The 23752-nt window shown below is 48.8% G+C and carries 16 protein-coding genes, 6 tRNA genes and 1 pseudogene; 8 read left to right on the top strand and 15 right to left on the bottom strand.

All coding sequences use genetic code 11. The features are described 5' to 3' along the window. Positions 1–9 precede the first annotated feature (9 nt). The 11 genes and pseudogenes from ACO6UY_RS18015 to ACO6UY_RS17965 form a co-directional block, all read right to left on the bottom strand. A tRNA-Gly gene (locus ACO6UY_RS18015) sits at positions 10–85 on the bottom strand. Positions 86–121: 36 nt separating this feature from the next. Then, positions 122–197: transfer RNA gene (locus tag ACO6UY_RS18010), tRNA-Gly, on the bottom strand. Between the two features lie 53 nt (positions 198–250). Then, positions 251–326: transfer RNA gene (locus ACO6UY_RS18005), tRNA-Glu, on the bottom strand. Between the two features lie 48 nt (positions 327–374). Continuing rightward, positions 375–450 (bottom strand) — tRNA-Gly (locus ACO6UY_RS18000). Positions 451–504: 54 nt separating this feature from the next. Continuing rightward, positions 505–580 (bottom strand) — tRNA-Glu (locus tag ACO6UY_RS17995). A gap of 19 nt (positions 581–599) precedes the next feature. Next, positions 600–675 (bottom strand) — tRNA-Ala (locus ACO6UY_RS17990). Between the two features lie 231 nt (positions 676–906). Beyond that, a complete protein-coding gene (gene gltX / locus ACO6UY_RS17985; protein ID WP_422463530.1) occupies positions 907–2385 on the bottom strand; it encodes a glutamate--tRNA ligase in 1479 nt (492 codons plus the stop codon). 117 nt (positions 2386–2502) lie between these two features. Continuing rightward, the gene (locus ACO6UY_RS17980) at positions 2503–3819 is read right to left on the bottom strand and encodes a cation:proton antiporter (protein WP_422490799.1); all 1317 of its coding nucleotides are present in this window, start codon (positions 3817–3819) and stop codon (positions 2503–2505) included. Between the two features lie 75 nt (positions 3820–3894). Beyond that, positions 3895–4491, bottom strand: a pseudogene (locus ACO6UY_RS17975) (TDT family transporter); the annotation flags it as partial. Between the two features lie 129 nt (positions 4492–4620). Continuing rightward, the gene (locus tag ACO6UY_RS17970) at positions 4621–5178 is read right to left on the bottom strand and encodes a hypothetical protein (protein WP_422450270.1); all 558 of its coding nucleotides are present in this window, start codon (positions 5176–5178) and stop codon (positions 4621–4623) included. A 7-nt stretch (positions 5179–5185) separates the two neighbouring features. Further along, a complete protein-coding gene (locus ACO6UY_RS17965; RefSeq protein WP_422450269.1) occupies positions 5186–6325 on the bottom strand; it encodes a hypothetical protein in 1140 nt (379 codons plus the stop codon). A 210-nt stretch (positions 6326–6535) separates the two neighbouring features. Here ACO6UY_RS17965 and ACO6UY_RS17960 point away from each other — a divergent pair, with 210 nt between their 5' ends. Further along, positions 6536–7423: a hypothetical protein gene (locus ACO6UY_RS17960; RefSeq protein ID WP_422450268.1), complete on the top strand. Its 888-nt coding sequence runs from the start codon at positions 6536–6538 to the stop codon at positions 7421–7423. A gap of 165 nt (positions 7424–7588) precedes the next feature. Here ACO6UY_RS17960 and ACO6UY_RS17955 read toward each other — a convergent pair whose 3' ends face one another. Together ACO6UY_RS17955 and glnK are read right to left on the bottom strand one after the other, a co-directional pair. Continuing rightward, positions 7589–8839 carry an ammonium transporter gene (locus ACO6UY_RS17955; RefSeq protein WP_269675358.1) on the bottom strand — a complete coding sequence of 417 codons (1251 nt, stop codon included), beginning with the start codon at positions 8837–8839 and terminating at the stop codon, positions 7589–7591. 140 nt (positions 8840–8979) lie between these two features. Next, entirely contained in the window at positions 8980–9318 is a 339-nt protein-coding gene (glnK, locus tag ACO6UY_RS17950; protein WP_101744935.1) for a P-II family nitrogen regulator, read from the bottom strand. Between the two features lie 762 nt (positions 9319–10080). On the opposite strand from glnK, the gene ACO6UY_RS17945 reads away from it, so the two are divergent. The 3 genes from ACO6UY_RS17945 to ACO6UY_RS17935 all read left to right on the top strand — a co-directional run bounded on the left by ACO6UY_RS17945 (position 10081) and on the right by ACO6UY_RS17935 (position 11639). Further along, a complete protein-coding gene (locus tag ACO6UY_RS17945) occupies positions 10081–10254 on the top strand; it encodes a hypothetical protein (RefSeq protein WP_422463526.1) in 174 nt (57 codons plus the stop codon). Positions 10255–10286: 32 nt separating this feature from the next. Continuing rightward, the gene (locus ACO6UY_RS17940) at positions 10287–11276 is read left to right on the top strand and encodes an MBL fold metallo-hydrolase (protein WP_422463524.1); all 990 of its coding nucleotides are present in this window, start codon (positions 10287–10289) and stop codon (positions 11274–11276) included. A 69-nt stretch (positions 11277–11345) separates the two neighbouring features. Beyond that, a complete protein-coding gene (locus ACO6UY_RS17935; RefSeq protein ID WP_422463522.1) occupies positions 11346–11639 on the top strand; it encodes an accessory factor UbiK family protein in 294 nt (97 codons plus the stop codon). A gap of 70 nt (positions 11640–11709) precedes the next feature. Here ACO6UY_RS17935 and ACO6UY_RS17930 read toward each other — a convergent pair whose 3' ends face one another. Beyond that, positions 11710–12966: an alpha/beta hydrolase gene (locus tag ACO6UY_RS17930; RefSeq protein WP_422463520.1), complete on the bottom strand. Its 1257-nt coding sequence runs from the start codon at positions 12964–12966 to the stop codon at positions 11710–11712. A 157-nt stretch (positions 12967–13123) separates the two neighbouring features. Here ACO6UY_RS17930 and ACO6UY_RS17925 point away from each other — a divergent pair, with 157 nt between their 5' ends. From ACO6UY_RS17925 to ACO6UY_RS17910, 4 genes are all read left to right on the top strand, one after another. Continuing rightward, the gene (locus ACO6UY_RS17925; RefSeq protein ID WP_422450263.1) at positions 13124–13816 is read left to right on the top strand and encodes a response regulator transcription factor; all 693 of its coding nucleotides are present in this window, start codon (positions 13124–13126) and stop codon (positions 13814–13816) included. Continuing rightward, positions 13797–15182: a sensor histidine kinase gene (locus tag ACO6UY_RS17920; RefSeq protein ID WP_422450262.1), complete on the top strand. Its 1386-nt coding sequence runs from the start codon at positions 13797–13799 to the stop codon at positions 15180–15182. The genes ACO6UY_RS17925 and ACO6UY_RS17920 overlap by 20 nt, the downstream gene beginning before the upstream one ends. Positions 15183–15236: 54 nt before the next feature. Beyond that, positions 15237–16001 (top strand): MipA/OmpV family protein, encoded by a 765-nt coding sequence (locus ACO6UY_RS17915; RefSeq protein ID WP_422450261.1) that lies wholly within the window; start codon positions 15237–15239, stop codon positions 15999–16001. A 229-nt stretch (positions 16002–16230) separates the two neighbouring features. Continuing rightward, positions 16231–18180 (top strand): hypothetical protein, encoded by a 1950-nt coding sequence (locus ACO6UY_RS17910; RefSeq protein ID WP_422463279.1) that lies wholly within the window; start codon positions 16231–16233, stop codon positions 18178–18180. Between the two features lie 2505 nt (positions 18181–20685). On the opposite strand, the gene ACO6UY_RS17905 is transcribed toward ACO6UY_RS17910, so the two are convergent. Beyond that, positions 20686–23625 (bottom strand): hypothetical protein, encoded by a 2940-nt coding sequence (locus ACO6UY_RS17905; protein ID WP_422463281.1) that lies wholly within the window; start codon positions 23623–23625, stop codon positions 20686–20688. Positions 23626–23752: the final 127 nt, after the last annotated feature.

The following is a 23752-nucleotide window of genomic DNA, read 5'->3' as shown; positions in this document are numbered from 1 at the left end:
GTCTGAATCTGGAGCGGGAAACGAGGTTCGAACTCGCGACCTCAACCTTGGCAAGGTTGCGCTCTACCAACTGAGCTATTCCCGCAGTGAAACCTTTTAAAGACAGCTTCCGGTCTGAATCTGGAGCGGGAAACGAGGTTCGAACTCGCGACCTCAACCTTGGCAAGGTTGCGCTCTACCAACTGAGCTATTCCCGCAGTGAAGATATATTAAGGATTCTTCAAATCCTGCTCTCTGGTCAGAGCATAAGTGGCGTCCCCTAGGGGACTCGAACCCCTGTTACCGCCGTGAAAGGGCGGTGTCCTAGGCCACTAGACGAAGGGGACGCAATCCTTCTGACTTAAATGACACAATTATCACTTAAGCTCTAGATTTGGAGCGGGAAACGAGGTTCGAACTCGCGACCTCAACCTTGGCAAGGTTGCGCTCTACCAACTGAGCTATTCCCGCAATGAAGACATGTTAAGGATTCTTCAAACCCTGCTCTCAAGTCAAGAGAATAAGTGGCGTCCCCTAGGGGACTCGAACCCCTGTTACCGCCGTGAAAGGGCGGTGTCCTAGGCCACTAGACGAAGGGGACGCAAACATCGAACGATGTTTGGTGGAGCTAAGCGGGATCGAACCGCTGACCTCAACACTGCCAGTGTTGCGCTCTCCCAGCTGAGCTATAGCCCCAAAACCTTCGCAGCAACAATACTTAGCGTATTCAACAACTGCTTTTGCTTTAGCACCTTTCGAAGGAAGCTTTGTTTTGCCACCCCCGAAACGCAGGGCGAATGATATGGATGCCCCCCTATCCTGTCAAGCGTCGCTTATAAAAATTATGATCAAATAATAGTGCAGTTATATATGCATCTATAGAACAGGCCGGTAGACAACCGGCCTTAGCCCAAAGAAGCCGTCGGGTTAAAGCGCTGCAAACTCTTTTTCCAGACGTTTCGCTTCTTTTTTGGAAACGCCACCCAACACCTCAACAGCATGACGCAGGCGTGCACGCGTCATATCCGGGCCCAGGATCTCCATGGACTCCATAACAGACCAGGAGTTTGGCGTACCGGCAATAGCAACAAAGACAGGATGATTAAAATCACCCAGCTTAATGTCCATCGCTTTGGAAAGCCCTTTAAGTTCCGCGAAAATCTGATCACGCTGCCACTGGCGCAGCTGTTCAAGCTTCCAGAGCGTGAACTGCAACACCTTCTTAACATCACCCGCTTCCAGCTTTTTATGGGCAAAGTCTTCAGGCGACAGATTCAGCATACCTGAGAACATAAAGGCAGCAATAGGAGCAAAATCGCTGAGACGCTCAACCCGCTCTTTCGCCATTGGCAGAAACTTCATCAGGTAGTCACGGTTCAGTAACCAGTGATGCAGGCGATCAGCAAATTGCGCTGTGGTCAGGTTTTCGCGAATCCAGCTGGCATTCAACCAGGACAGTTTTTCCTGGTCAAAAATCGGGCCACCCAGTGAGACCCTTTTGAGATCAAAATCCGCCAGCATCTCTTCCAGGCTGAACTTTTCCCGCTCATCTGGCATGGACCAGCCCATACGACCCAGGTAGTTCAACAGTGCTTCCGGCAGATACCCCATATCACGATAGTAAGTAATACAGGTTGGGTTCTTGCGCTTGGACAACTTGCTCTTATCAGGGTTTCGCAACAACGGCATATGACAGAGCACAGGCATCTGCCAGCCAAAGTATTGGTACAACAACTGATGCTTGGGCGCAGAGTTGATCCACTCCTCACCACGAATAACATGCGTGATTTCCATCAGGTGGTCATCAACAACGTTGGCCAGGTGATAGGTTGGCATGCCATCGGCTTTCACCAGCACCTGCATATCCACCTGGGACCAGTCAATCTCGATGGTACCACGGAGCATATCATCCACTGTGCAGACGCCACTCTCAGGCACTTTCATCCGGACAACGTGAGGCTCGCCCGCATTCAGCCTGACCTGAACGTCGTGTTCAGAAAGATGCAGGCAGTGACCATCGTACCCGGGTGTCTGCTTGTTCGCCGTTTGTTCTGCACGCAGGGCATCAAGACGCTCTGATGAGCAGAAGCAACGGAACGCATGCCCTTTATCCAACAGGATTTGAGCATGATCAGCGTAGATTTCCCGGCGCTCACTCTGCCGATAAGGGCCGTGTGGGCCGCCAACATCAGGCCCCTCATCCCAATTCAAACCAAGCCAGCGCAGCGAGTCGAGAATCTGTTGCTCGGATTCAGGGGTACTTCTGGTTTGATCCGTATCTTCTATACGAAGCAGGAACTGGCCGCCCTGACTCTTGGCAAACGCCAGATTAAACAGGGCGATATAGGCAGTACCGACATGAGGATCGCCGGTAGGGGAAGGTGCAATACGGGTGCGTACAGTCATGGAATTGCTTTCTCAATAACGCCCGAGCCCCAATGAGCGCAGGCTGACAGAATGCCAAAACAGGTATTATAAGGCTGAGAGCCAACAGCACCCAAATATTGATTGAATTCAGTGGCTTCAGGCTTCCCTTTTTATCCCTAAACGGGACATCAACCAGCCAATGGTAGTACCCTGAATCAACAGTGAGAAAAGAATAACGGCCAGCGTCATTTCTATGATCATGCGCTTTTCAGGCATGGAGTCCGGGATCGATAGCATCAGGGCAACAGGCACAGCCCCTCTCAATCCGCCCCAGAACATCACCTTCATTGAATTGCTGTCCACTTTATTACTCAATGGCATCAGGTTACTGACGGGCAGCAACAGATATACCACCAGAAAGCGCGCCGTAAGAACGGCGACAATAGCAATGATTAACGTGGGGTAGATCATACCGAGCCGCTCAATACTCCGCAGCAGGAAGTCCTCACTTAACCCTAACAGCAGGAAAATAAAGCTATTGGCTACAAATGCCATAAACTCCCAGTAAGGATCCAGGTGACGCAATGTCATAAAGTCAGCCATGGCCCGACGGCCGTAGCTGCGAGTGACAATCCCGGCAGCGATAACCGACATGACACCGGACGTTTCAAAGACATGGTCAGCAATAATAAAGCTGGTAAAAGCCAGGATAGTTGTCAGAGCAATATGCACATAAGGCATCCCCCGGGACAACCTGAGCAGCACCAGCATGGCTGCCCCCATGGCCGCACCCACAAAAATCCCGCCAAAGAAAACCCTTAAGAACTCGACAAAGGCAGCAAAAGCCGTGCTACCAGACAGCCCTGTTCCCGATTGGATAATCGAGAGCACAATGCCAAACATAACGATCGCGGTTGCATCGTTAAACAAACTCTCTGCATCCATCAGCAGAGACATCCGTTCAGGCGCTTTCACCTCTTTAAACAGCGCAATCACGGCCACTGGATCCGTTGCCGAAATCAGCGCACCAAACAGCAGCGCGCTCGCCAGCGTCAAAGGCGTCAACTCACCCAGAATCACACCGAGAACCAGGGTAGACAAAATCACTCCCACAATGGCCAGCATCAATACAGGCACCAGCTCTTTCATCAGGGCGGAAAACTTTATATTGATGGCCGCCTCAAACACCAGTACGGGGAGCAAAACGTACATAATCAGGTCATGAGTCAGGGAAAGACGGAGTAGAGGTGCCAGTATTTCAGAATATTCAGCCGCCATCCCCAGGGCCATACCGATCACAACCAGCCCAATGGTATAGGGAAAACGCAGCTTTTTAAGCAGGATTGCCGAAATGGCCGCCAGTAAAAACAGGCCGCAAAAGATCAGCATAGGGATGGCGAGACCAGCGCCAGAGTGTGTTACCGACATTTCCTGTTCCGTTAATAAATAAATGCCGAAATGAAGAGGGATCATAAGCTCGGCATTTCAGGCCAAGGGTACAATTTACCCGTGGCCATATTGACCGGTCAGTCCATATCTCGACATACATCAGGGATGGCGAGGTGAGAAGTAATACCAGAGATAGCGGAGGGCAACATAAAGTACGATCCCCGTCGCCACCAAAAGTTCAAAACCGGCCAGATTGTTAATAACATCACAAACTGTTTGATAGCCCTGTTGATGAAGTATATCTGCCAGCTTAAACAACGCTGTAGCCCCAATTACCATTGGAAATGTGAAAGCAGCATATCCTGGCGAAAACGGCAGGCGCAGTAAGCGAACAAACGCAACATAGACCAGACTCGTCATAAAAATAGCCAATGGCAGCAGGACCGCAACCAGTAAGTAATTCGGCTGGTCAGTTATGGACAGGTAGCCCGCCAGAGAAAGACTCGCCGGTGCCGCCATAATGGCAAATGTGGGCAGTGCAGCATCAGGAATTTTCTCTCTGAAAGTCAAACGATACAACATCACTGGCAGCTTTATGAAGTAGCAGCATAGTCCAAAAACAAACAACGTAAAGACAAGTTTCTCATGCCCCATACCCTTGCTGGTCACTGCCGCGACAATAATGCCAACGGGCGGCACAAACCAGCTTGGAACCATTTGGTGCAAATGGAAATAGTTGGAATAAAGATATAACCCAACAGCGAATAAGAAAAATCAAACTTATGGATAGTGAGATTAAGTTTTATTGATATCTCACTAGCGAAACCGGGTCCATCCAGAATTACCGAAAATCCCCGACGACCCGGCGCTATGAGAAAAGCCTGCCTACAGAGCTTCTATAGGCCCGCCGTATTCAATCACCAGTGTAAACTCATCGCGCAACCACTGCGGAACATTATTCTGCAGGTAGAATTCCACGTCGGTGAGCAATTGCTGCCTCACCTCCTGGCTGCAATCGTGATTAGCCATAAGTTTCAACTGAAGTTGGCCCCTGGTGCTGCCCTTCGCTGCGACACCGCACACGTGTACATTCCTATAAGTCAGAACTCCAACAGATTTCGTTATTACATTCTTCATCTTCATTATCAAGGCCCTTTCTGAATCTATATCTACGGATGAAGTACCCGCTGCGTCAGTGCTGGCAACGCCTCGAAAAGCTCCGTTGATTTCATTACGGAGAGGGCCCTGTACTAATTCCACATTTCTGTCTGTTATCGATTCAATGCCATTTGTAGAAATCGTTTGTTCTGGCGGATCCAGGCCAGGTGTCGGACGCACAGCGCCAAGTGCAGCAAGGGCGGGGGATAACAAATGATCACCCGCACCCGAAGGGGTAGCATAACCTGTGGATTGCGTTATAGTTACAGCAGTGACATTTTGCATAATCATTTTATCTACGTGAACGTGATGTCAGGAATCGAGGAAATTCGATATCGGAACACAAACCATTCAAAATCCTGGAATCAAACATTAGCTGCTTAACGCTTGATGGCCAGTTGTAAAACTGGATAAATGACGCAGGCCCCATCAGAGTGTAATCCGTTAATTGAACCTCAAAGAACGCTCCATTCTTCTTCCTTAACTTTTTAATCCCATCCCTGAGAACCTTGGGATTATCTTCATATCCTTCATGCATATCACTAAACAAACCACCCTCAACAGTGGTGCAGAGCATCTCCCCTCCCCGTCGGATAAATTCCGTGAGCACAGGGCCTAAATACCCTTGGGGATATCCTGAAACCAATAAACAACTACTGCAATCATCAGGCAGGCACTTGTTAATATCTTTTGGGAACTCAGCTTGTTCAACAGGTAAAAACCTGGTTAGCGGTTCACGGTCGTAGCATTTCACGCCGACTCCTCCCATCGAATCAAAACATTTTTCAAGAAATGCTTGCCCCGAGCCAATGCTGATAACTGTTTTTGGAAAAGCATCTTGATAAGCGCTTTCACATAGAGAGAGCATAACCCCCAGAAATCTTACAGGATCTAAACGACCGCAGCCGGGAACCGCTATATAAGGAAATATTATATTGAAACACTCAATATTATTCATAACAAGTTCACATAAAGCCTTTTTTGACTTACTTTTTGGTTCTTGCGAATCATCATCAGACTGAGGTTTAGAATGCAGGGAATACAAAGCTAACATTGTAACCGCAGCCTTATGAAACTCTGGGTTACGAAGGCAATATGCTATTGTTGGATTGTTTGCAATAAAAGTGGAAACCAGTGTGTCTGCTGATTCCCCGGAGGGAAGCTCAGAGGCTGAGTTATCAGGCTTTCCCGGGGATTTGTGTGTACTTCCACTACAGACTGAAACGGCACTGACTTTATGCGTGTCAACATTTGCCTTTTGGGAAGTTTCCGGCAGAACCGGAACTGTAGCTTGATACCTTAAACTTACTGTTGCATCAGCGGAAGCAGATTGAACATCGTGATTCCCCAATACAGCATTTTGTGTCATTGATTCTTCATAAGACGGTGATTGATCAGCTCCAGTAACAGGAGAAGAGGAGGGAGAAATCATAAGCATAACCTTACATTTCTTAAACTCGGATCAGTGCAGACCACAAAAATCCAGATAGGTTCCTGCTTAATTTCATATTTTAAATAAAGCTGTGTTTTTTCAAGTTTTCAGCATGTCCAGGCGTAAGTAGTTAACCAAAGATTGAAATATCCAAATCCTGTTCTACCTTTACAACTCCAGTCCAACAAAAATCAGCCTGCACGACAAAACATGAAACTTTCTAATGCTCTAAAAGCATTGATCCTCAATACACTTGTCTTTGTTTTGACCGGCTGCACTCACGGCGAGAGGTTTAAAAAAGTGATTCCCCACGTTCAACTCAGTTTGCAATCCGGCTTTAAACTCCAACATGGAGCTTATAAGCCAGTCTCCGATTCAGACGAGAGTGACGATACAATCAAGTCAGAAATATTAAAGCGCTTTCAAGAGGTTTCAAAAGTTAAAGTAATTGAACTTTCAGATTTTGACAAAACATTACGCCCCATTGGCGTAGGCATGCAAACCATTTTCGAACAGACACTCTCAAAGCTAATTGAAGAAAGAACCGTCACCAGGGTGATGGTGTTATTTCATACGAAAGCCCCTGCAACCCCGCTGGTTTCTCCCGAGAATACAGCCCCCCCTGAAGCCATGTCCATACATATGCAAGGTGACAGTGCACGGGCGAAAACCATTAGCGACAGAACTGTCACCGTTAGAAACCTGGCCAAATCAGACCCTGAAAAAGTGACCCTCTACATAGCCTACCCTGAGAGCGGTATGCAGATCAGAGACACCAAACAGCAGGCAATTTATCAGGGAGAAATGGCCAACGAACAGAACAAATGCCTGAAAGATCTCCCATTGTCACATCAAAGTATGCCCGATAATTTAGTAGGAGCTTCTTACATCATGACCGGCACTGATGCAGACAAGGACAGCCAACCGCTCTATTTTGGTCTCAGAGCAGTCCAGGCTATAGATGGCAGTGAGAAAAAAATGAACTGGACATTCTGGCTGGGAGAACTCAACAGCCCGGAGATTCAGCCCCACTATCAAGAGTTGAAATCCTATTTGCAAAGTGGTGTTGCAAAGGATCTGGATCTGAAACTGCCATAGCCCAAAGGTATAGCCCAAAGTTATATAAAAAAGACCCCGGCGAGACAATACAAAGTGTATTGATGCCGGGGTCTTTTTTGTCAACGATTTTGTCAACTGTCGCTACTACCACGATATGGTTGTAGCGACATCTACGTAGTTGTTCAATGTCAGCTTTTACATGCCTCAAGACTTGCTAGTAAACTCCGGATACGCTTCCATACCACACTCAGTAAGGTCAGCACCCTCGTACTCTTCTTCTTCGGAGATACGCAGTCCCATGATTACCTTGATCACACCCCAGACAACCAGGGAAGCACCGAACACCCAGGCGAAGATGCTGCCAATACCCAACAGCTGAGCACCCAGGCTAGCGTCGCTGTTGGTCAGAGGTACCGCCAGCAGACCCCAGATACCCACAACACCGTGGACAGAGATGGCTCCCACCGGATCATCAATACGCAGTTTGTCCAGCGCCAGGATAGAGAAGACAACCAGTGCACCACCAACAGCACCGATCAGCGTTGCACCCAGGGCAGTTGGCGTCAGCGGCTCTGCGGTAATGGCAACCAGACCCGCCAGGGCACCGTTCAGAGCCATGGTCAGGTCAGCCTTACCAAACAACAGTCTGGCAACGATCAGGGCAGCAATAACACCACCGGCGGCACCAGCATTGGTGTTGACAAAAATCTGGGCAACAGCGTTGGCATTTTCAACATCAGCAATCTTCAGCTGAGAGCCGCCGTTGAAACCGAACCAGCCCAGCCACAGGATAAAGGTACCCAGAGTAGCCAGTGGCAGGTTAGCGCCAGGCATGGCATTAACGGAACCGTTAGATGCGTACTTGCCTTTACGGGCACCCAGCAGCAGCACACCCGCCAGGGCAGCAGAAGCACCCGCCATGTGCACCACGCCGGAACCGGCAAAATCCTGGAAGCCAGCTTCGTTCAGGAAGCCACCGCCCCATTTCCAGAAACCCTGTACCGGATAGATGAAGCCCGTCATAAAGACCGCAAACAGCAGGAAGGCCCACAGTTTCATGCGCTCAGCAACGGCACCGGAAACGATGGACATGGCAGTAGCTACGAAGACCACCTGGAAGAAGAAGTCAGAACGCAGAGAGTAGTAAGGTGCATCTTCACCACCACCCAGCACCGACTCGACGCTGTTCTCAGTGCCCAGCAGCGTACCGAACAGAGGCATGATGCCGCCTTCGTTAGCCCCCGGATACATGATCTGATAACCACAGAGCAAGTACATGGTGCAGGCAATGGCAAACAGGGCAATGTTCTTGGTCAGAATTTCAACGGTGTTCTTGGAGCGCACCAGACCGGCTTCCAGCATGGCAAAACCAGCGGCCATCCACATGACCAGTGCACCACACATCAGGAAATAAAAAGTGTCGAGCGCATACGACAGCTGAGTTATATCTTCCACGGGACCCCTCCCAGTAAAATTCACATCTTTTTTATCTTTCTTTTCAGCCCAGGGCTGTATTTAGCTCAAAGCTGTATATCACTGATACTGCTCGGCGATGTCATCAGTGGCTGCTGATGAGTCATGCCTTTGACTGGCACTTAAATAGCGTCGATGCCAGTCTCTCCGGTACGGATCCGAATAGCCTGCTCCAGAGAGGTCACGAATATTTTTCCGTCACCGATTTTGCCGGTATTGGCGGCATTGGACACTGCTTCAATCACCTGATCCAGCAGATCATCCGAGATAGCCACTTCAATCTTTACCTTTGGCAGAAAGTCCACAACATACTCTGCACCGCGATACAGTTCGGTATGGCCTTTCTGGCGACCAAAGCCCTTGACCTCTGTCACAGTAATACCCTGAACGCCGATATCAGAAAGCGCTTCCCGCACGTCATCAAGCTTGAACGGCTTGATAATGGCTGATACTAACTTCATGCATTATTCTCCTGGCTCTACTTAATATTCATCCGGGAGGGGTGACCTGGATGCGATAGCTTCCAAAGTCTACGCTTTTCCCTTTGTGTTACAACCGTCTGTTTTATTTCCCGGCCTGTAAAAGGAAAAACCAACCCTGCCAGTCTTGATTTCAGGCATCCCGCCCGGCACTGGTTAAATGGTTACTCCTGTCTAAGCAGGCTCTGTGCCAGTTTTTATCTATCCCCATAAATGGGCATGGTTGAAGGTTTCATGGACTCAAATGAGCGGCGAAATCGGATACGCACCCATTTGATGCACTAAAACCTAATCCCCCACCCAAAAAAGCGCACCAAAGCAGTGCATTCATCAAAAAATCCTACAACTACCCAGACTTGATGCCTCATCACAGAGCAGCTGAGTCGATTGTAATATCAGTACAGAAAAGCGCGAATACCTACAGTGCCATACTGGTCATGGCCGCCCTCAGTAGGTGTAGTTGCGAGGCCTGGCCATGTTATCACTAAAGAAACTCACCAACCGATACCTGACTATTGTCGTTTAATATAGTGGCAATAGCTGATCGTCCCTGAGAAAAACCACTGCCGCCGCCGGTGATCGTCACATTTTTCATGGCATTCCCTCCCCCGCTTTTTGGTTATTGGGGTGAGCCTATCTCTCCCAAAACGTCTGTTCAGCGCGGGGCGACAATAGAGCGCCTTTACCTCACCGGCGGCATGTGATAAATCCTACTGGCAAATAATAAGGCAGGGAAAAATACCGATGGCAAATGATATACGCAATGTATTGCACACCTTTAACGATGCGTTTTCCAATCAGCGCCTGGATGAGGTCATGGACTATTTTGTATTTGACGACGATTTAAACATTGTCAGCAAACAGAGTTATGGCCGTGCGGCGATACCTAAATTTGTCCGAGGTGTTGCTCCGCGCTAAATTGATTAACAAAATAAGATAGGGTAGCTGCGGTGAATCGCTCAAAAAAACATCATCTGCCGAATGGCGGCTTTCGCAATAACGATGCTATGCAAATGCATCATCGCTCGTTATGGAACATCTTGAAATGGAAAATCACCGAGGCACTGCCGGAGAAAGTTTCTATTCCGGTGGTAGACGATGATTATTCGGTCTTTGAGAATTCAGATAAATCCCTGACCAGCTGGATTGGTCATGCGACCTTTTTAATTCGCCACCAGGGGATGAATATCATTACCGACCCACACTTTTCTGAACGAGCGTCTCCTGTACAGTGGGCTGGCCCCAGGCGCTACTCTCCACCAGCGATCGATATTGCTGCCTTACCCCACGTGGATGTGGTGGTGATTTCTCACGACCATTACGACCATCTTGATCGAAACTCAGTATTAGCCATTCAGAAAAAACAAAAAGACAATCCACCCCTGTTTATGCTGCCCCTGGGCTTAGGCCAATGGTTCAGCAAACATGGTATAGCTAACTGGGTCGAGCTGGACTGGTGGGAATCCCATACCCATCGCGGCTGGACATACACGGCAGTACCTTGTCAGCACTTCAGTGGCCGTTCAATATTTCCGGATCGAACGCTCTGGTGTGGCTGGGTATTTGAAGCGGCGACTGAAGCAGCTGAACCGGGTAAACGCTTTTATTTTGCCGGGGATACTGGCTACAGTTCAGATTTTAAAGCCATTGGTGAGCACTTCGGCTACATGGATATGGCCATGGTGCCGATTGGTGCCTACGAGCCACGCTGGTTTATGAAAGAGATCCATGTCAATCCGGAAGAAGCCGTGCATATCCACAACGATGTTGGCTCACGCCTGTCGCTGGCGATGCACTGGGGCAGCTTTATGCTAACCAATGAGCCGATGTTGCAACCACCGGAAGATCTGCAGCTCGCCAAACAGCAGCATGGCGTTGCCGATAACGATTTTATTGTGATCAAACCCGGAAAGATTACGGCTTTATTTGAGCAATTATAAGTTCCGGATCGTTACCTTGCTGTTATTGCGGTATCCTTCTCTTTTCTGACCATCAGCCAAGCGATAACCATGATCGATAAAGCCGCCCTGATTAATACCATCGCCGCCAAAGCCGGTGAACTCTTTAACGGTGACAAAAGCCAGACCCGGGAAGATATCGAAAAAAATATCAAGGCACTGGTGGGCAGTGCCCTGTCAAAACTGGAGCTGGTCACCCGTGATGAGTTTGATACCCAGGTTGCTGTTCTGAGGCACACCCGAGAGCGCCTTGAAGCGCTGGAAAAAGAGATGGAAGCATTTAAAGCAGAACAAGAAGTCCCGGAAGACAGCAGCAACGATAACCAGCAAAGCGCTGACCATTAATCACTCTCCAGCCTCTGCGCCTGCGGCTTAAGACAGGCGCCAACTTGTGAACTACCCTGAAATAACTTTGTCAGATCCTTTCAGTAATAAAACGGTATATTTTATTTTCCGCTTCTGCACCTTCCGGGCAGTGACCCGCTTCACCGAAGAATGCTATTTCACTATCAGAAGACATTGCCGCCGTCGCTCTCATATCTTTCGGCGAAGCTACCGGGTCATCTTTGGTATTAATCACCAGCAACGGTACACTGGTGTGGGGTTTACCATCAAAGTAGCCCTTGGTTTTCAGTGACAATGGAATGGTATACCGCCCCGGATTTTCAAGCCCTTTATAAGTCAGCCCCTGACGTGCAAAAAAGGAATCGACACTCATTGCCGGCAAATATTGCAACTTTTCAGGTTGAGTCAAAACACCATCTACCAGCGCACAACGTGCGACCACAGCCTTAAGTTCAGGGGTAGCAACAGTGAACTCCATTAAACTCAGACCACCCCCGGAAGATGACAATGCCGCCACCCGTTTTTCATTCAGAAGCGTTGAGTTGTTCACGTAAGCCAAAGCGGCATTATGTGCCTCAGCTTCTGTACCCGGAGAAACTTTTAATGCCCTGTTCAGGCCACCTCCGGGAATATCAAATGTAATGACCGCATAACCGGTGTCTGTATATTTTTTAGCACTCTGAAAGTGCTCAACCAGAGTTTTGTCTACGCCTCCGGTCCAGAGAACAACAGGCAGTTTTTTGTCGTTTTCTGCCAGCTGTCTGGGTAAATGCAAAAGCCCTTTGATACTGCCGCCCTGCGACAGAGGCATATCAATGATGGCGATGCGCTGCCCCATTTTCAGCCCTGCTTTCACGTAATAATCAACGGCATTTCTCAATGCCGCCTGCTCATGATCGCTGAGAAGGTTCGGATAAGAGGCGGTTAAATAGAGTCCGGATACTCGTTGTAAAAGAGCGGCAGTCTGAGCTGAAGGTGGCTGTTGAGACGCTACTTTCTCTGCATGCCGGGTCCATTCGTAAGTCCATTGACCGGGGCCATATACCGTTATAGAGTCCCGCAGTGGACCACTGCTATTGATCCGTGGCAGTACGGCCTCAAAGTCACTCCCGGTAACCCCGAGCGCTTTCCAGTCCGACAGCCTCAGTTCACGATACCAGTGCTCCTGATCACTTGACTCGACTTCACCGCCACGAAACTCTTCGTGCTGCTGAAGATTAGTGTCTGATGCCTTATTCTGTAACGCCGTGGGTTGAATGCCCCCCGTGCATGCAGCTAATGCTGCAAACAAAGGAGTTAACAGCAACAGCCTTTGAGTCCTTTTCATTTTATTAACCTGCATTGTTTACCATGATTTCCGCTCAACCTTATAAGTACTTTTGTGAACAAGTCGTGAAGTAGTAAGCTTCACAAAATGTTCACAGGCCACATGATATCCAGAGCCTTCTCTTTTTTTTCCGTTAAGCCATGTTATCCGTTAAGCCATGCGTATATTAATCGTTGAAGACAATGCTGATATCACCGCCAGTATTGCCGACTATCTTGAATTCAAAGGTCATCAGTGCGACTACGCCTATGATGGCATGTCCGGCCTTAACCTTGCGACCAGCCATGAATATGATCTGTACATCTTTGATATCGCCATGCCAAACATGGATGGTCTGGAGCTATGCCAGGTTCTCAGAGGGCACCGGAAAGATAAAACTCCGGTCATTTTTCTGACCGCCCGGGATACACTGGAGGACAAACTGGCGGGTTTCGCCTCCGGAGCCGATGACTATCTGGTGAAACCTTTTGAACTGAAAGAGCTCTACGCCCGCCTGGAAGCGATTAGCCGACGTTTAAGCACTCATTCCTCCACGCTCAATCTATCTGACCTGACAGTAAATATTGATACTCAGGAGGTTCATCGACAGGGGGAAAAAATTCAGCTCTCTCCTAATAACTTCAAGCTATTAAGAGTACTCATGGAGCACTATCCAGCAGCAGTTTCCCGCAAAACTCTGGAGTATCAGCTTTGGGGAGATGAACTGCCCGACAGTGACTCCCTGCGCAGCCACATCTATAAACTTCGTCAAAAAATTGATAAACCCTTTGGGCAACCCCTGATTCAAACCGTTCCGGGCTGGGGCTTTCGGATGGCTCAACAGGAAGGTGATGATGAAACTGGTCAATAGCCTTCGGTTCCGAATACTGGCAGCCTGTCTTATATTCGGGTTGATAGCCAACGTCATCTTCAGTCTGTTTCTGTTCGTCGCCTTTGAAACAGGGGAAGACACCATGTTTAACTGGCAGATAGCCAATGAAGCAGAGCAGTACCGTTCTCTTTACCTGGATCATTTCGAGGTATTAAAACGCCTGAACACAGTGGGCACCTGGAAGGTCGGCAATGACTCGCAGTTACTGGCTTACCTGGGCCATGACGCTTTAACAACGGAATCACTTTCTGACTCCCCATACATTGATGTCTATGTTGATACCAGTCAGCAAGGCTTTGAGATTTTTGAATACACCCACGATCAAAAGGTTTTTCAGATCGTTCGGTCTCCTCTACCCCAGAGTTATGGATCAGACACATTTTTTTATTACTTAATCGATATCAGCCAGTTTGACCGGGGCCAAAGCGACACTCCCTGGAAAATAGCACTCTCTATTGTTGTTTGCAGTCTGGTTATGCTGGGTCTGGCATGGATAACTGGCTTGCAGGTCAGCCACTTCGTGATTGCGCCATTGACCCGGCTGAAACAGGATCTGGATACCCTGGATTTCTCCAGTGAACAACAGCTGGCAGGCGACTATTACCACGATGAAGTGGGCGCGGTAGCCCGATACATTAATAAACTGCTCCTGCGCATCAGCAGGATGATAGATCGGGAAAAACAATTCACCCGGGATGCCAGCCATGAATTGCGGACACCGATTACTAACATTGCTATGGCTTCCGAAATTCTGCAACTTGCTGTCATTGATAACCCCGGTATTCAGCGCCCATTGCAACGAATAACCCGTGCCACTGAAGACATGAAAAATCTAATAGAGAGTTTTCTTCAGCTCAGTCGTGAAGAGTCGATCTGTGAAGCAACTCAAACCATCAGCTTGCACACCACGGTAGAGCAATCCCTGGATCGGCATCAATACCTGGTAGCTCACAAACCCGTCACACTGCATAATCAGGTGCCGACCTCGGTCACCGCCTCTTTGCCTCCGGTCATATTCAGTATTATGCTGGATAACCTGGTGCGTAACGCCTGCCAGTACACAGACTCTGGCGAAGTGACCATTTTTGCTAATGACAGCAGGCTATGGATACAAGACTCTGGACCAGGATTTAAAGATGAAGCCATTCCCCGTTTACTGAAACCCTGGGAAAAAGCACACGTCAGTGGTCTGGGGCTGGGATTGAGCATTGTTGCACGAATCTGTCAGGCACGACACTGGCGGCTGGAGATTAACAACCGAAAACCCGAAGGGGCCGACACGCCATCAGGAGCCGTCATCAAGATACTGTTTTCACAACCTGTTCACAACGCAATCACAAACTGATCACTCTCATGATCTTATCATCGTTGCCAGTTTTGACAGCAACGGATGACAATAATGACTGTACGATCAATTGCGACTGCAGCCAGTCTGCTGGCCACTTTTGGACTGGCCAGCACTGCCCATGCCGCAGAAAATGACTGGGAAATGATCCTGGGCCTGGGTGCCTCCCATGAGAGCAGCATTTATAAAGGTGTGGATGGCGAAACCAATCCTCAACCCATTGCCCACATTGAGTATGGTGATTTCTGGGTGCGTGGAGAACAGGCGGGTTACACGCTCCTTGAAGGGAACAACTGGAGCCTGTCTCCGGTGATCAGCCTGGGAGTCGGCTCTGGTTTTGAACAAGACAATGTTAAAGATAACGATCTTTTCAAAGGGCTGGATGAACGTAAAGCAGGTATTGGATACGGTCTGACTCTGGGATACGACATGCAGTGGGCTGAACTGACGGCATCCGTCCTTAACGACACCAAGTCCGATATCAGTGTCGGGTTCGAACTGGGCAGGGAGTTCCAGATTACTGATCGGTTTAGCATTGAAACGGCTGCGTCCGCAACCTGGCGTAGCAGTGGTTACAATGATTACTACTACGGCATTTCCAGCAAAGAAGCCGGTAATAATCCATTACTCTCCACCTACAAAGCCGACGCCGGAGTGGATATGGGTCTGGAAGTGATGGCTACTTATCAACTTTCTTCCCGCTGGCTTTTGGTCGGTGGTGCTGAGTACACCCGTTTCAGCAGCAGTGTTACCGACAGTCAGCTGGTCGACAAAAGCAACCAGACCTCTGTGATGGCAGGTGTTGCCTACATGTTCTAGTGCATCTAAGCGTTGATACACAGGCACCTCGTTCCCACGGCCCTCCGTGGGAATGCTTACCGAACCTCTCCGAAAATATAGCCCTCCATTAAACTCTCATGATTCCGGGCAGAAGTTGATACCCAAAAATGCAGCTTCTCCGTAGTGGCTCTGTCGATATTTAATCCCGGGATGTTGCGATTGTTGCTATTTTTCCTGAACAGCCTGAGTCACCTTGGGGGGTTACATTATGCAACCTGCAGCAGGGTTAAAGACCAGTACCGATGTCGATACAGCGGGCAATGAAATCAAGCCTGAAGTCGTCCGTGATATGGCTCGCTTTGATCACCGGTGGGTTCGCGTCCCCCAGGAAGTGTTCGCCAAAATCGCCAGCTATTTATCAATCAGCGATATCAATAATTTTGGGCAGGCATCGCCGCCAACAAGCGATCGTCTGCGGTCATGCGGCCTGGCGGAGGTCCATTACTTCCTCTCCCTGACCAGGCAGGGGCAGTCTTCGTGTCGGGCAATCATTCAGTCCAGTCAGCAACTCCTTGAGCACCTCAGGACGTTGTCCATATTTTCTGTTCGACACTTCCCTGCGCAACTGGGCCCGGCTTTTTACTCATTTTATGCCAGTCATTTGCGCCAGCAGATTCTTGACGGGGCTGCACTGACCCTTATACCCAGTGGCAGCAGAAATCTTAATCGCTCTACCCGTCATCTGTGTGATCATATTCCCATCCTCATCGAGAGGAAGTCGGAGAATTACAGTGATATTCTGGCTCTGAATCATGGTCACTGGGTCAGTAAAGCTGAAATCAAACACGATTATTCTGCCTGTTTTCGTCATCAGCATGCCGACCATATTTTATTTGTCCCGCAATCGGTAAGCAGTGGGAGGGCGAAACTTTTTTCCCGCAACTACAGTGGCAAAGAGCATTTACTGTCTGTTTATGAATGCAGGAATGGTGAGTGGGTTGAGCAACAGCAACTGACAACGGGTGACGTTTTTCCTCAACATAATGACAAGCATATTAGTAAGATATACCTGTCACCTGATGCCAGGTCACTGGTCTGTATTAACCTGGAGCAAGCTGGCGCTATTCTTGGTCGGGGGACTGATGGCCAGTGGGTCAATAAAGGCAACATTAGTACAAATTACAATCATACTTTGCTGTTCAGTGCCGACAGCAAAAATCTTGTGCTTTATCATAGATCACGCATTACGGTAATGGGCCAGGCAGACGATGAATCCTGGTCACGAACGGCTGATATTATTGTTGAAGATCGTGCTGATGACCTGGAACTCACACCCAATGACGATAAAATGAGCGAATATGAGCTTAATCTGGAAGTGGTATTCAGCCCGGATAACCGCCATTTTGCTACATGGATTAGCGGTGATTTTGATGCGGATGCTGTCAGGCGAGATTATTTCTTTGTCGCCATTTTTGCCCTCGGTCCTGAAGGGCAGTGGTGTGAAAAAAAGAGAATGATTAAAACCTGCAACCCACCAAGATATTACTACCATCTTAAACCCAATTTCAGCCCCGATGGTCGGTTTCTGATCATCACCACTCAAGTTAGTTTGGATATCTGGGAATTAAATACTGACGACCAATGGCTGCCCGCTGTTCAGGAGAAGTACCAATGCGGTCGTGGTACGATTCATTTTTCTGCGGACCCCTGTGAATTCATCAGAAAGAGGTTGCGGTGCGTAACAATCTGGCGCAAGGCGGCGTCCGGCATGTGGGGTCGGGCACAAACATTCCCGGCTAAGTTCCTGACAAAAGTCAGTCCCAACGGTGAAACCATTGTGTGTAACGATCCAGCAGGCCATACGGATATCTATCAACGTAAACCTGTTGGTGAACTTTGCGCTAAACCCGCCGGTGAGTGGGTCAGGCAACGCATCGAATTTTCCGTCGAACAAGTAGGTTTCAATCAAGAAGGCTACCTGCTGGCTGTGGTTCCTGAAACGGATTCGCACAGCCTGATTCTGTTCGGGTTGACGGCAGACGGGAGTTGGCTTGAAAGGAGCCGTTTGCAAACAGAAAACAGTATTTGGAAATTTTGCTTCAGCCCGTGCAGCCGCACACTTCTGGTCACCAGTTTGCTCCCTGCCGGTGATCTTTTAGTGCCAAAGTTTGTTTCCTTCTGGCAGATCAGGGATCATCAGCCGGAGAATGCCTGTTAGGGATTATCCCGTTGGCTGGTGCGGTATAAGTAGTTAACCAAATGAAATCATATATTTCTGACTAAGTTGTCAGTCACTCCCGGCAACTGCTCCTGCGTTGCTCTAGCTCCTGCATCCATGCAGTCGTGCGGCGTTGCAACTCCGGTCACATAGCTACGGCTATGCTCCCTACGTTGCGCCTTGCATAGCAACTGCCCACTTAGCCAGAAATATACGATTCCATTTGGCCAACTACTTAGCCCGGTCAAGGGTTCTCCACACCGGCCAGCTATGCCCTGAATCAACGTGTCTGAACAACCTCCTGATTAACCGCTTAGTGCATCTAAGCACTGATCCCCATACACAAACACCTCGTTCCCACGGACCTCCGTGGGAATGCATACCGAACCTCTTCGAAAATATAGCCCCCACATTAAACTCTCATGATTCCGGGCAGAAGTTGATACCCACAAATGCAGCTTCTCCGTAGTGGCTCTGTCGATATTTAATCCCGGGATGTTGCGATTGTTGCTATGTTTCTTGAACAGCCTGAATCACCTTGGGGGGTTAACATTATGCAACCTGCAGCAGGGTTAAAGACCAGTACCGATGTCGATACAGCAGGCAATGAAATCAAGCCTGAAGTAGTCCGTGACATGGCTCGCTTTGATCACCGGTGGGTTCGCGTTCCCGAGGAAGTGCTCGCCAAAATCGCCAGCTATTTATCAATCAGCGATATCAATAATTTCTGGCAAGCATCGCCGACAACGGGCGATCGTCTGCGGTCATGCGGCCTGGCGGAGGTCCATTACTTCCTCTCCCTGACCAGGCAAAGGCAGTCTTCGTGCCGGGCAATCATTCAGTCCAGTCAGCAACTCCTTGAGCACCTCAGGACGTTGTCCATATTTTCTGTTCGACACTTCCCTGCGCAACTGGGCCCGGCTTTTTACTCATTTTATGCCAACCATTTGCGCCAGCAGATTCTTAATGGGACTGCACTGACCCTTATACCCAGTGGCAGCACAAATTTTGATCCCTATTCGCATAAACTATTGGGTAATCATATTCCCACCCTCATCAAGAGGAAGGCGGATAATTACAGTGATATTCTGGCTCTGGATCATGGACACCTGGTCAGGAAAGCTGAAATCAAACACGATAATTTTGCCTGGTTTGGTCATCAGCATGCCGACCATATTTTATTTGTCCCGCAATCGGTAACCGGTACGTGGTCGGAACTTTATCGCTACTACTACTTGAGCGGCGAAGAGCATTTACTGTCTGTTTATGAATGCAGGAATGGTGAGTGGGTTGAGCAACAAAAACTAACAACGGGTGACGTTTATCCTCAACATAATGACAAGCATATGAGTAAGATATACCTGTCACCGGATGCCAGGTCACTGGTCTGTTTTAACTTGGAGTACACGGGTGCTATTCTCGGTCGTGGGGCTGATGGCCAGTGGGTCAATAGAGGCAGCATTGATACACCTTATAATCGTAATTTGCTGTTCAGTCCCGACAGCAAACATCTTGTGCTTTATGATGAAGCATACTTTACGATAATGAGCCAGTCAGACGATGAATCCTGGTCACAAACGGGAAATATTACGGTTGAAGATCATGCTGAAGACCTGAAACTCACATCTAACGCGGAGGAAATGAACCTGTGTGAGTTTCCTCTGAAAGTGTTATTCAGCCCGGACAACCGCCATTTTGTCATATATTTTGACGATCATTATTATGACGATGCTATTGAACGAGATTATTTCTTTGCCATCATTGTGGCCCTTGATCCACAAGGGCAGTGGCGTGAAAAAAAGAGAATTATTAAAACCTGCAAGCAGCGAATTGATTGTTACTATCTTAAACCCAATTTCAGCCCCGATGGTCGGCTTCTGATCTTCAACTCTGAATATAGTTTGGATATCTGGGAATTAAAGACTGACGACCAATGGCTGCCCGCTGTTCAGGAGAAGGACCAATACGGCGGTGGTACGATTCATTTTTCTGCGGACCCCTGTGAATTCATCAGACAATGGGAGTGGGCGAGGGTAACAATCTGGCGCAAGGCGGCGTCCGGAATATGGGGCCAGGCAGAGACATTCCCGGCTGAGTCCGTGACAAAAATCAGTCCCAACGGTGAAACCATTGTGTTTAACGATCATGCGGGCCATACGGATATCTATCAGCGTAAACCTGCTGGTGAACTTTGCGCTGAACCCGCCGGTGAGTGGGTCAGGCAACGCATCGAATTTTCCGTCGAACAAGTAGGTTTCAATCAAGAAGGCTACCTGCTGGCTGTGGTTCCTAAAACGGATTCGCAAAGCCTGATTCTGTTCGGGTTGACGGCAGACGGGAGTTGGCTGGAAAGGAGCCGTTTGCAAACAGAAGACAGGATTTGGAAATTTTGCTTCAGCCCGAGCAGCGGCACCATTCAGGTCAACAGTTTTCAAGTCACCGGTTTGGTTGTTTCCTTCTGGCAGATCATGCCCGATAATGCTCAGCTCAAGGCCATAAACCGCTTCAATGGCCACCACCGAGCTCAACAGCCAGCACCGCAGCGACCTGATAAAGGCCCCGAATCAGCAGTGTCAACCCAAACTGGCCATGATTATTTCCCAGGTTATCCTGGCCATTACTGGTGAAATCCTCTGGGTATTGGTATTGGCGATAATTAATTTTCTGATCTGGGTAGACTTCCGCTGGATAACACCTTTTTTCATTGATACTGCGGGCAAAACAATCAGAATTCAGATTCTGCCGGGCAGTCCATAATGTGGTTTCTGCCGTGGTTTTTTCCAGCCATTGCTGGAAGATTTCCGGCGATTCAAAATATTCTGCGGTTTTCACCGACCTGCCAACCAGGCCGGATAAAAAAGCCCCGACGGCCTGATCAATAAAAGCACCGAGTTTTGCCCGGCCTTTGGCATCCTTATAGTGATAATCCGAGTCATCCCGATGCATTCTGGCGTAATGGAGCACCGCTGCCACCATATTTTCACAAAAAGCGTTCATGAATGCCGCACGCTGATCAAAGCCTGGTGGCATAAAAGCAGTAGTATCAGCGGCATCAAAATAGCTGGTGATTCCGGGGTAAAATTCCATATCGCCAATATCCCTTAAACCAGAGTACCCCCAATCCGATTCATCAGTAGCCTTGCTGTCCCAGGCCGTTAATGCTCCTGGAAATGCCCGGGCATGGTTAAACATAAAACAGAGAAACAGCTCTCGGCGCTTATCTTGAAACGAATGGTACGCCCGGATCGTGGAAGTGTGCACAGCGCCCAGGCTGCTCCACACCCCCAAGTCATAACTGGCGTTAATCAAGCCCTGCTCTGCGCGGGTGCTGTTACCGTCAGGGTCTTTCTGATGAGCCAGTGTGCTGTAATCCTGATTGCGTGTAGTAAATTGATACATCAGATAAAAACACCGGCTGTCCACCACCACCGTTTCCAGCCTTGAACGAAAGCTGGCAAAAATTTCTTCAGGCATCAGATCAACCGGTACCAGTTCCAACCCGACAGGCCTCGGTACTTCACTTTTCAGCAATCCCCCAAGCCGACGGTGGTTCCAGACAAAACGGTGCACTGCCTCTTCACGGAAAAAATCTTTCAATGGCTCCCCGCAGCGCAGAAACTTCATGCGGGATATCTTCGTACGGGTGTTCATCATTAATGCCCGCCCCCCATAAACAGTACAATTCCCGGATAACGGCTCCGTCCATACTGGCAACTGCGCCTGGTGCAGTCTCTGTGTCTGCTGGCAACAGTGCTGCTCAATGGTTTTCTGTAGCGCATGCCCCATAGCAAGGTTGCGCAGGGTAAACGGAGCACTGCTTAATAAGGCTTTCTGCAAAAATATACTGCTGGAAAACTTGAGTTCATCAAAAGGTCGCGGCTCCAGTGGTTCCAGCAAAATGTATCGATGCATTATCGGCTTGCCCCGTTGTCGGCAGGACAATGGCATACAGGTATCCCCCCTGGCTACCATTGCCTGGCGAATGTCCTGTGGGAGATATTGAGGGGCAACGGCCAGCAATAAATCATAAGGTAGCTGGTGGCGAAGGGGTTCAGGCACATGCTTTATGGTTTTTAAATTTGGCGCGGCAGCCTCAAGGGCCAAACAACAGACATCCATGGTTCTTAACGGAGCTGGAATTTTTTTCAGGGAGTATAAGCCACTGCAGGCCGCCAGGAACAGAAGATCGGGATGATCCTGAATTTTTTTTTCTGGCACAGAGCAGTTCAAGGGGGAGATTCTCAGTATGCGACGGTACAAGTCCACAGTTCGAAACGACTCAGGAAAAGCCCGATCTGAATCACCTGCCCTTATTGCCCGCTCGACCCATTCAGGATGAGCACGCATCAGGGATGGGGGGCACCCGGAAATAGAGCCAGGCCATTTATCCAGGTATCGCCGGCAAAAATCTTCTGTTTTTGCCGAATCAGGCAATTGCTTCAGGAGCGAAGAACTCCATTGCCGGTGAAAAACCTCATTGGCCAGCTCCGGGTGCTCCAGGAATATCTGGCGAGGGATAAAATCAAACTGATTCAACAGGTCAGTTTGCCTGATAGCCTTAACGCAGCGCTGATACGTACGTAAAGACTGCGGCATATCCTCCAAATCAGTAATTCCCAATTGATCAATCAGCTGATCTGCTACCGATTCTGAAATAGAGTTGCAGAGAAAGTTTAATTTCTGTACCGCCATGGAACATAATTCGGGGTAAAACGTCGCACAAGGATTCACAAACTCAATTAACTTGGGTTTTTTTTTGATCGCCTCCAGGCACAGGGGATAATTTTGATGCTCGGGGGGCACATACTTCAGGGTATCCGGACAAGTCGCCACCAGATCAGGAAACTGAACTGACCGGACATAATCAGAGGCGATATTGACTGGCAGAGCACCGATCCGAAGGCAAAATTTATTAAATGAACGGGTTTTCAACCGGGCCGGGAGATTTTGATAAAACCACTCCAGCCCGACATTTTTTTTCAGGCACTCCCGGGCAAGGGCTTCAGTGATTGCAGCCGGAGGCAAATCCTGGAGATACAATTCATAGTCTTTGACCAGGTCAGCCGTCAGCACACTCTTAAGAACCTCTACCCGGGTATGTTGAAGCACCCAGGCTCTACTCAGCCAACTGGAAAATTTTATCCTTTGGTTAAACTCTTCTTTACTGGTTATTTCCTCTGGCAGCTGTAAATAACAGGCAAGCAACTGGCGTTGATGGCCAGATACAGGACGGGCAGGACCATCAATAAAGGGGTCAGCAGAAGGTTGAATAGCAACAGAGCGAGGTAGCCCGGGTTGTTTTGCCTCTGTTGATTTCAGTAACCCCGCAGTGGATGAAAATGCCTTCTGTATTACTCCCGCTCCAACTTCGGCTGAAGCGACATTGGTAAAGGCAGAAGACGTGATGAACCAGTGACTGTCACTATCATCAGATGAACTGGACACCGCTGTTTGCGTATCTTTTTTTTGTTTCTTCGCTGGTAAAGCATTTCTGCAGCAATCAACCGTATTCATAGTTCGACGCTTTTAATAGACTTATTTTTTATCCACCTGGATGCTGTAAATGTAAACT

The sequence above is a fragment of the Endozoicomonas sp. ALE010 genome (genome assembly GCF_049310165.1).
GTDB lineage: Bacteria > Pseudomonadota > Gammaproteobacteria > Pseudomonadales > Endozoicomonadaceae > Endozoicomonas.
Note: the sequence above shows the minus strand (reverse complement) of the source record. Positions and strands in the feature narration are given on the sequence as shown.

Excerpts from the sequence above, each read along its gene's own strand:
- gltX (WP_422463530.1), bottom strand. The coding sequence starts at position 2,385 with ATGACTGTACGCACCCGTATTGCACCTTCCCCTACCGGCGATCCTCAT.
- ACO6UY_RS17980 (WP_422490799.1), bottom strand. The coding sequence starts at position 3,819 with ATGATCCCTCTTCATTTCGGCATTTATTTATTAACGGAACAGGAAATG.
- ACO6UY_RS17970 (WP_422450270.1), bottom strand. The coding sequence starts at position 5,178 with ATGCAAAATGTCACTGCTGTAACTATAACGCAATCCACAGGTTATGCT.
- ACO6UY_RS17965 (WP_422450269.1), bottom strand. The coding sequence starts at position 6,325 with ATGATTTCTCCCTCCTCTTCTCCTGTTACTGGAGCTGATCAATCACCG.
- ACO6UY_RS17960 (WP_422450268.1), top strand. The coding sequence starts at position 6,536 with ATGAAACTTTCTAATGCTCTAAAAGCATTGATCCTCAATACACTTGTC.
- glnK (WP_101744935.1), bottom strand. The coding sequence starts at position 9,318 with ATGAAGTTAGTATCAGCCATTATCAAGCCGTTCAAGCTTGATGACGTG.
- ACO6UY_RS17945 (WP_422463526.1), top strand. The coding sequence starts at position 10,081 with ATGGCAAATGATATACGCAATGTATTGCACACCTTTAACGATGCGTTT.
- ACO6UY_RS17935 (WP_422463522.1), top strand. The coding sequence starts at position 11,346 with ATGATCGATAAAGCCGCCCTGATTAATACCATCGCCGCCAAAGCCGGT.
- ACO6UY_RS17930 (WP_422463520.1), bottom strand. The coding sequence starts at position 12,966 with ATGAAAAGGACTCAAAGGCTGTTGCTGTTAACTCCTTTGTTTGCAGCA.
- ACO6UY_RS17925 (WP_422450263.1), top strand. The coding sequence starts at position 13,124 with ATGCGTATATTAATCGTTGAAGACAATGCTGATATCACCGCCAGTATT.
- ACO6UY_RS17920 (WP_422450262.1), top strand. The coding sequence starts at position 13,797 with ATGATGAAACTGGTCAATAGCCTTCGGTTCCGAATACTGGCAGCCTGT.
- ACO6UY_RS17915 (WP_422450261.1), top strand. The coding sequence starts at position 15,237 with ATGACTGTACGATCAATTGCGACTGCAGCCAGTCTGCTGGCCACTTTT.
- ACO6UY_RS17910 (WP_422463279.1), top strand. The coding sequence starts at position 16,231 with ATGCAACCTGCAGCAGGGTTAAAGACCAGTACCGATGTCGATACAGCG.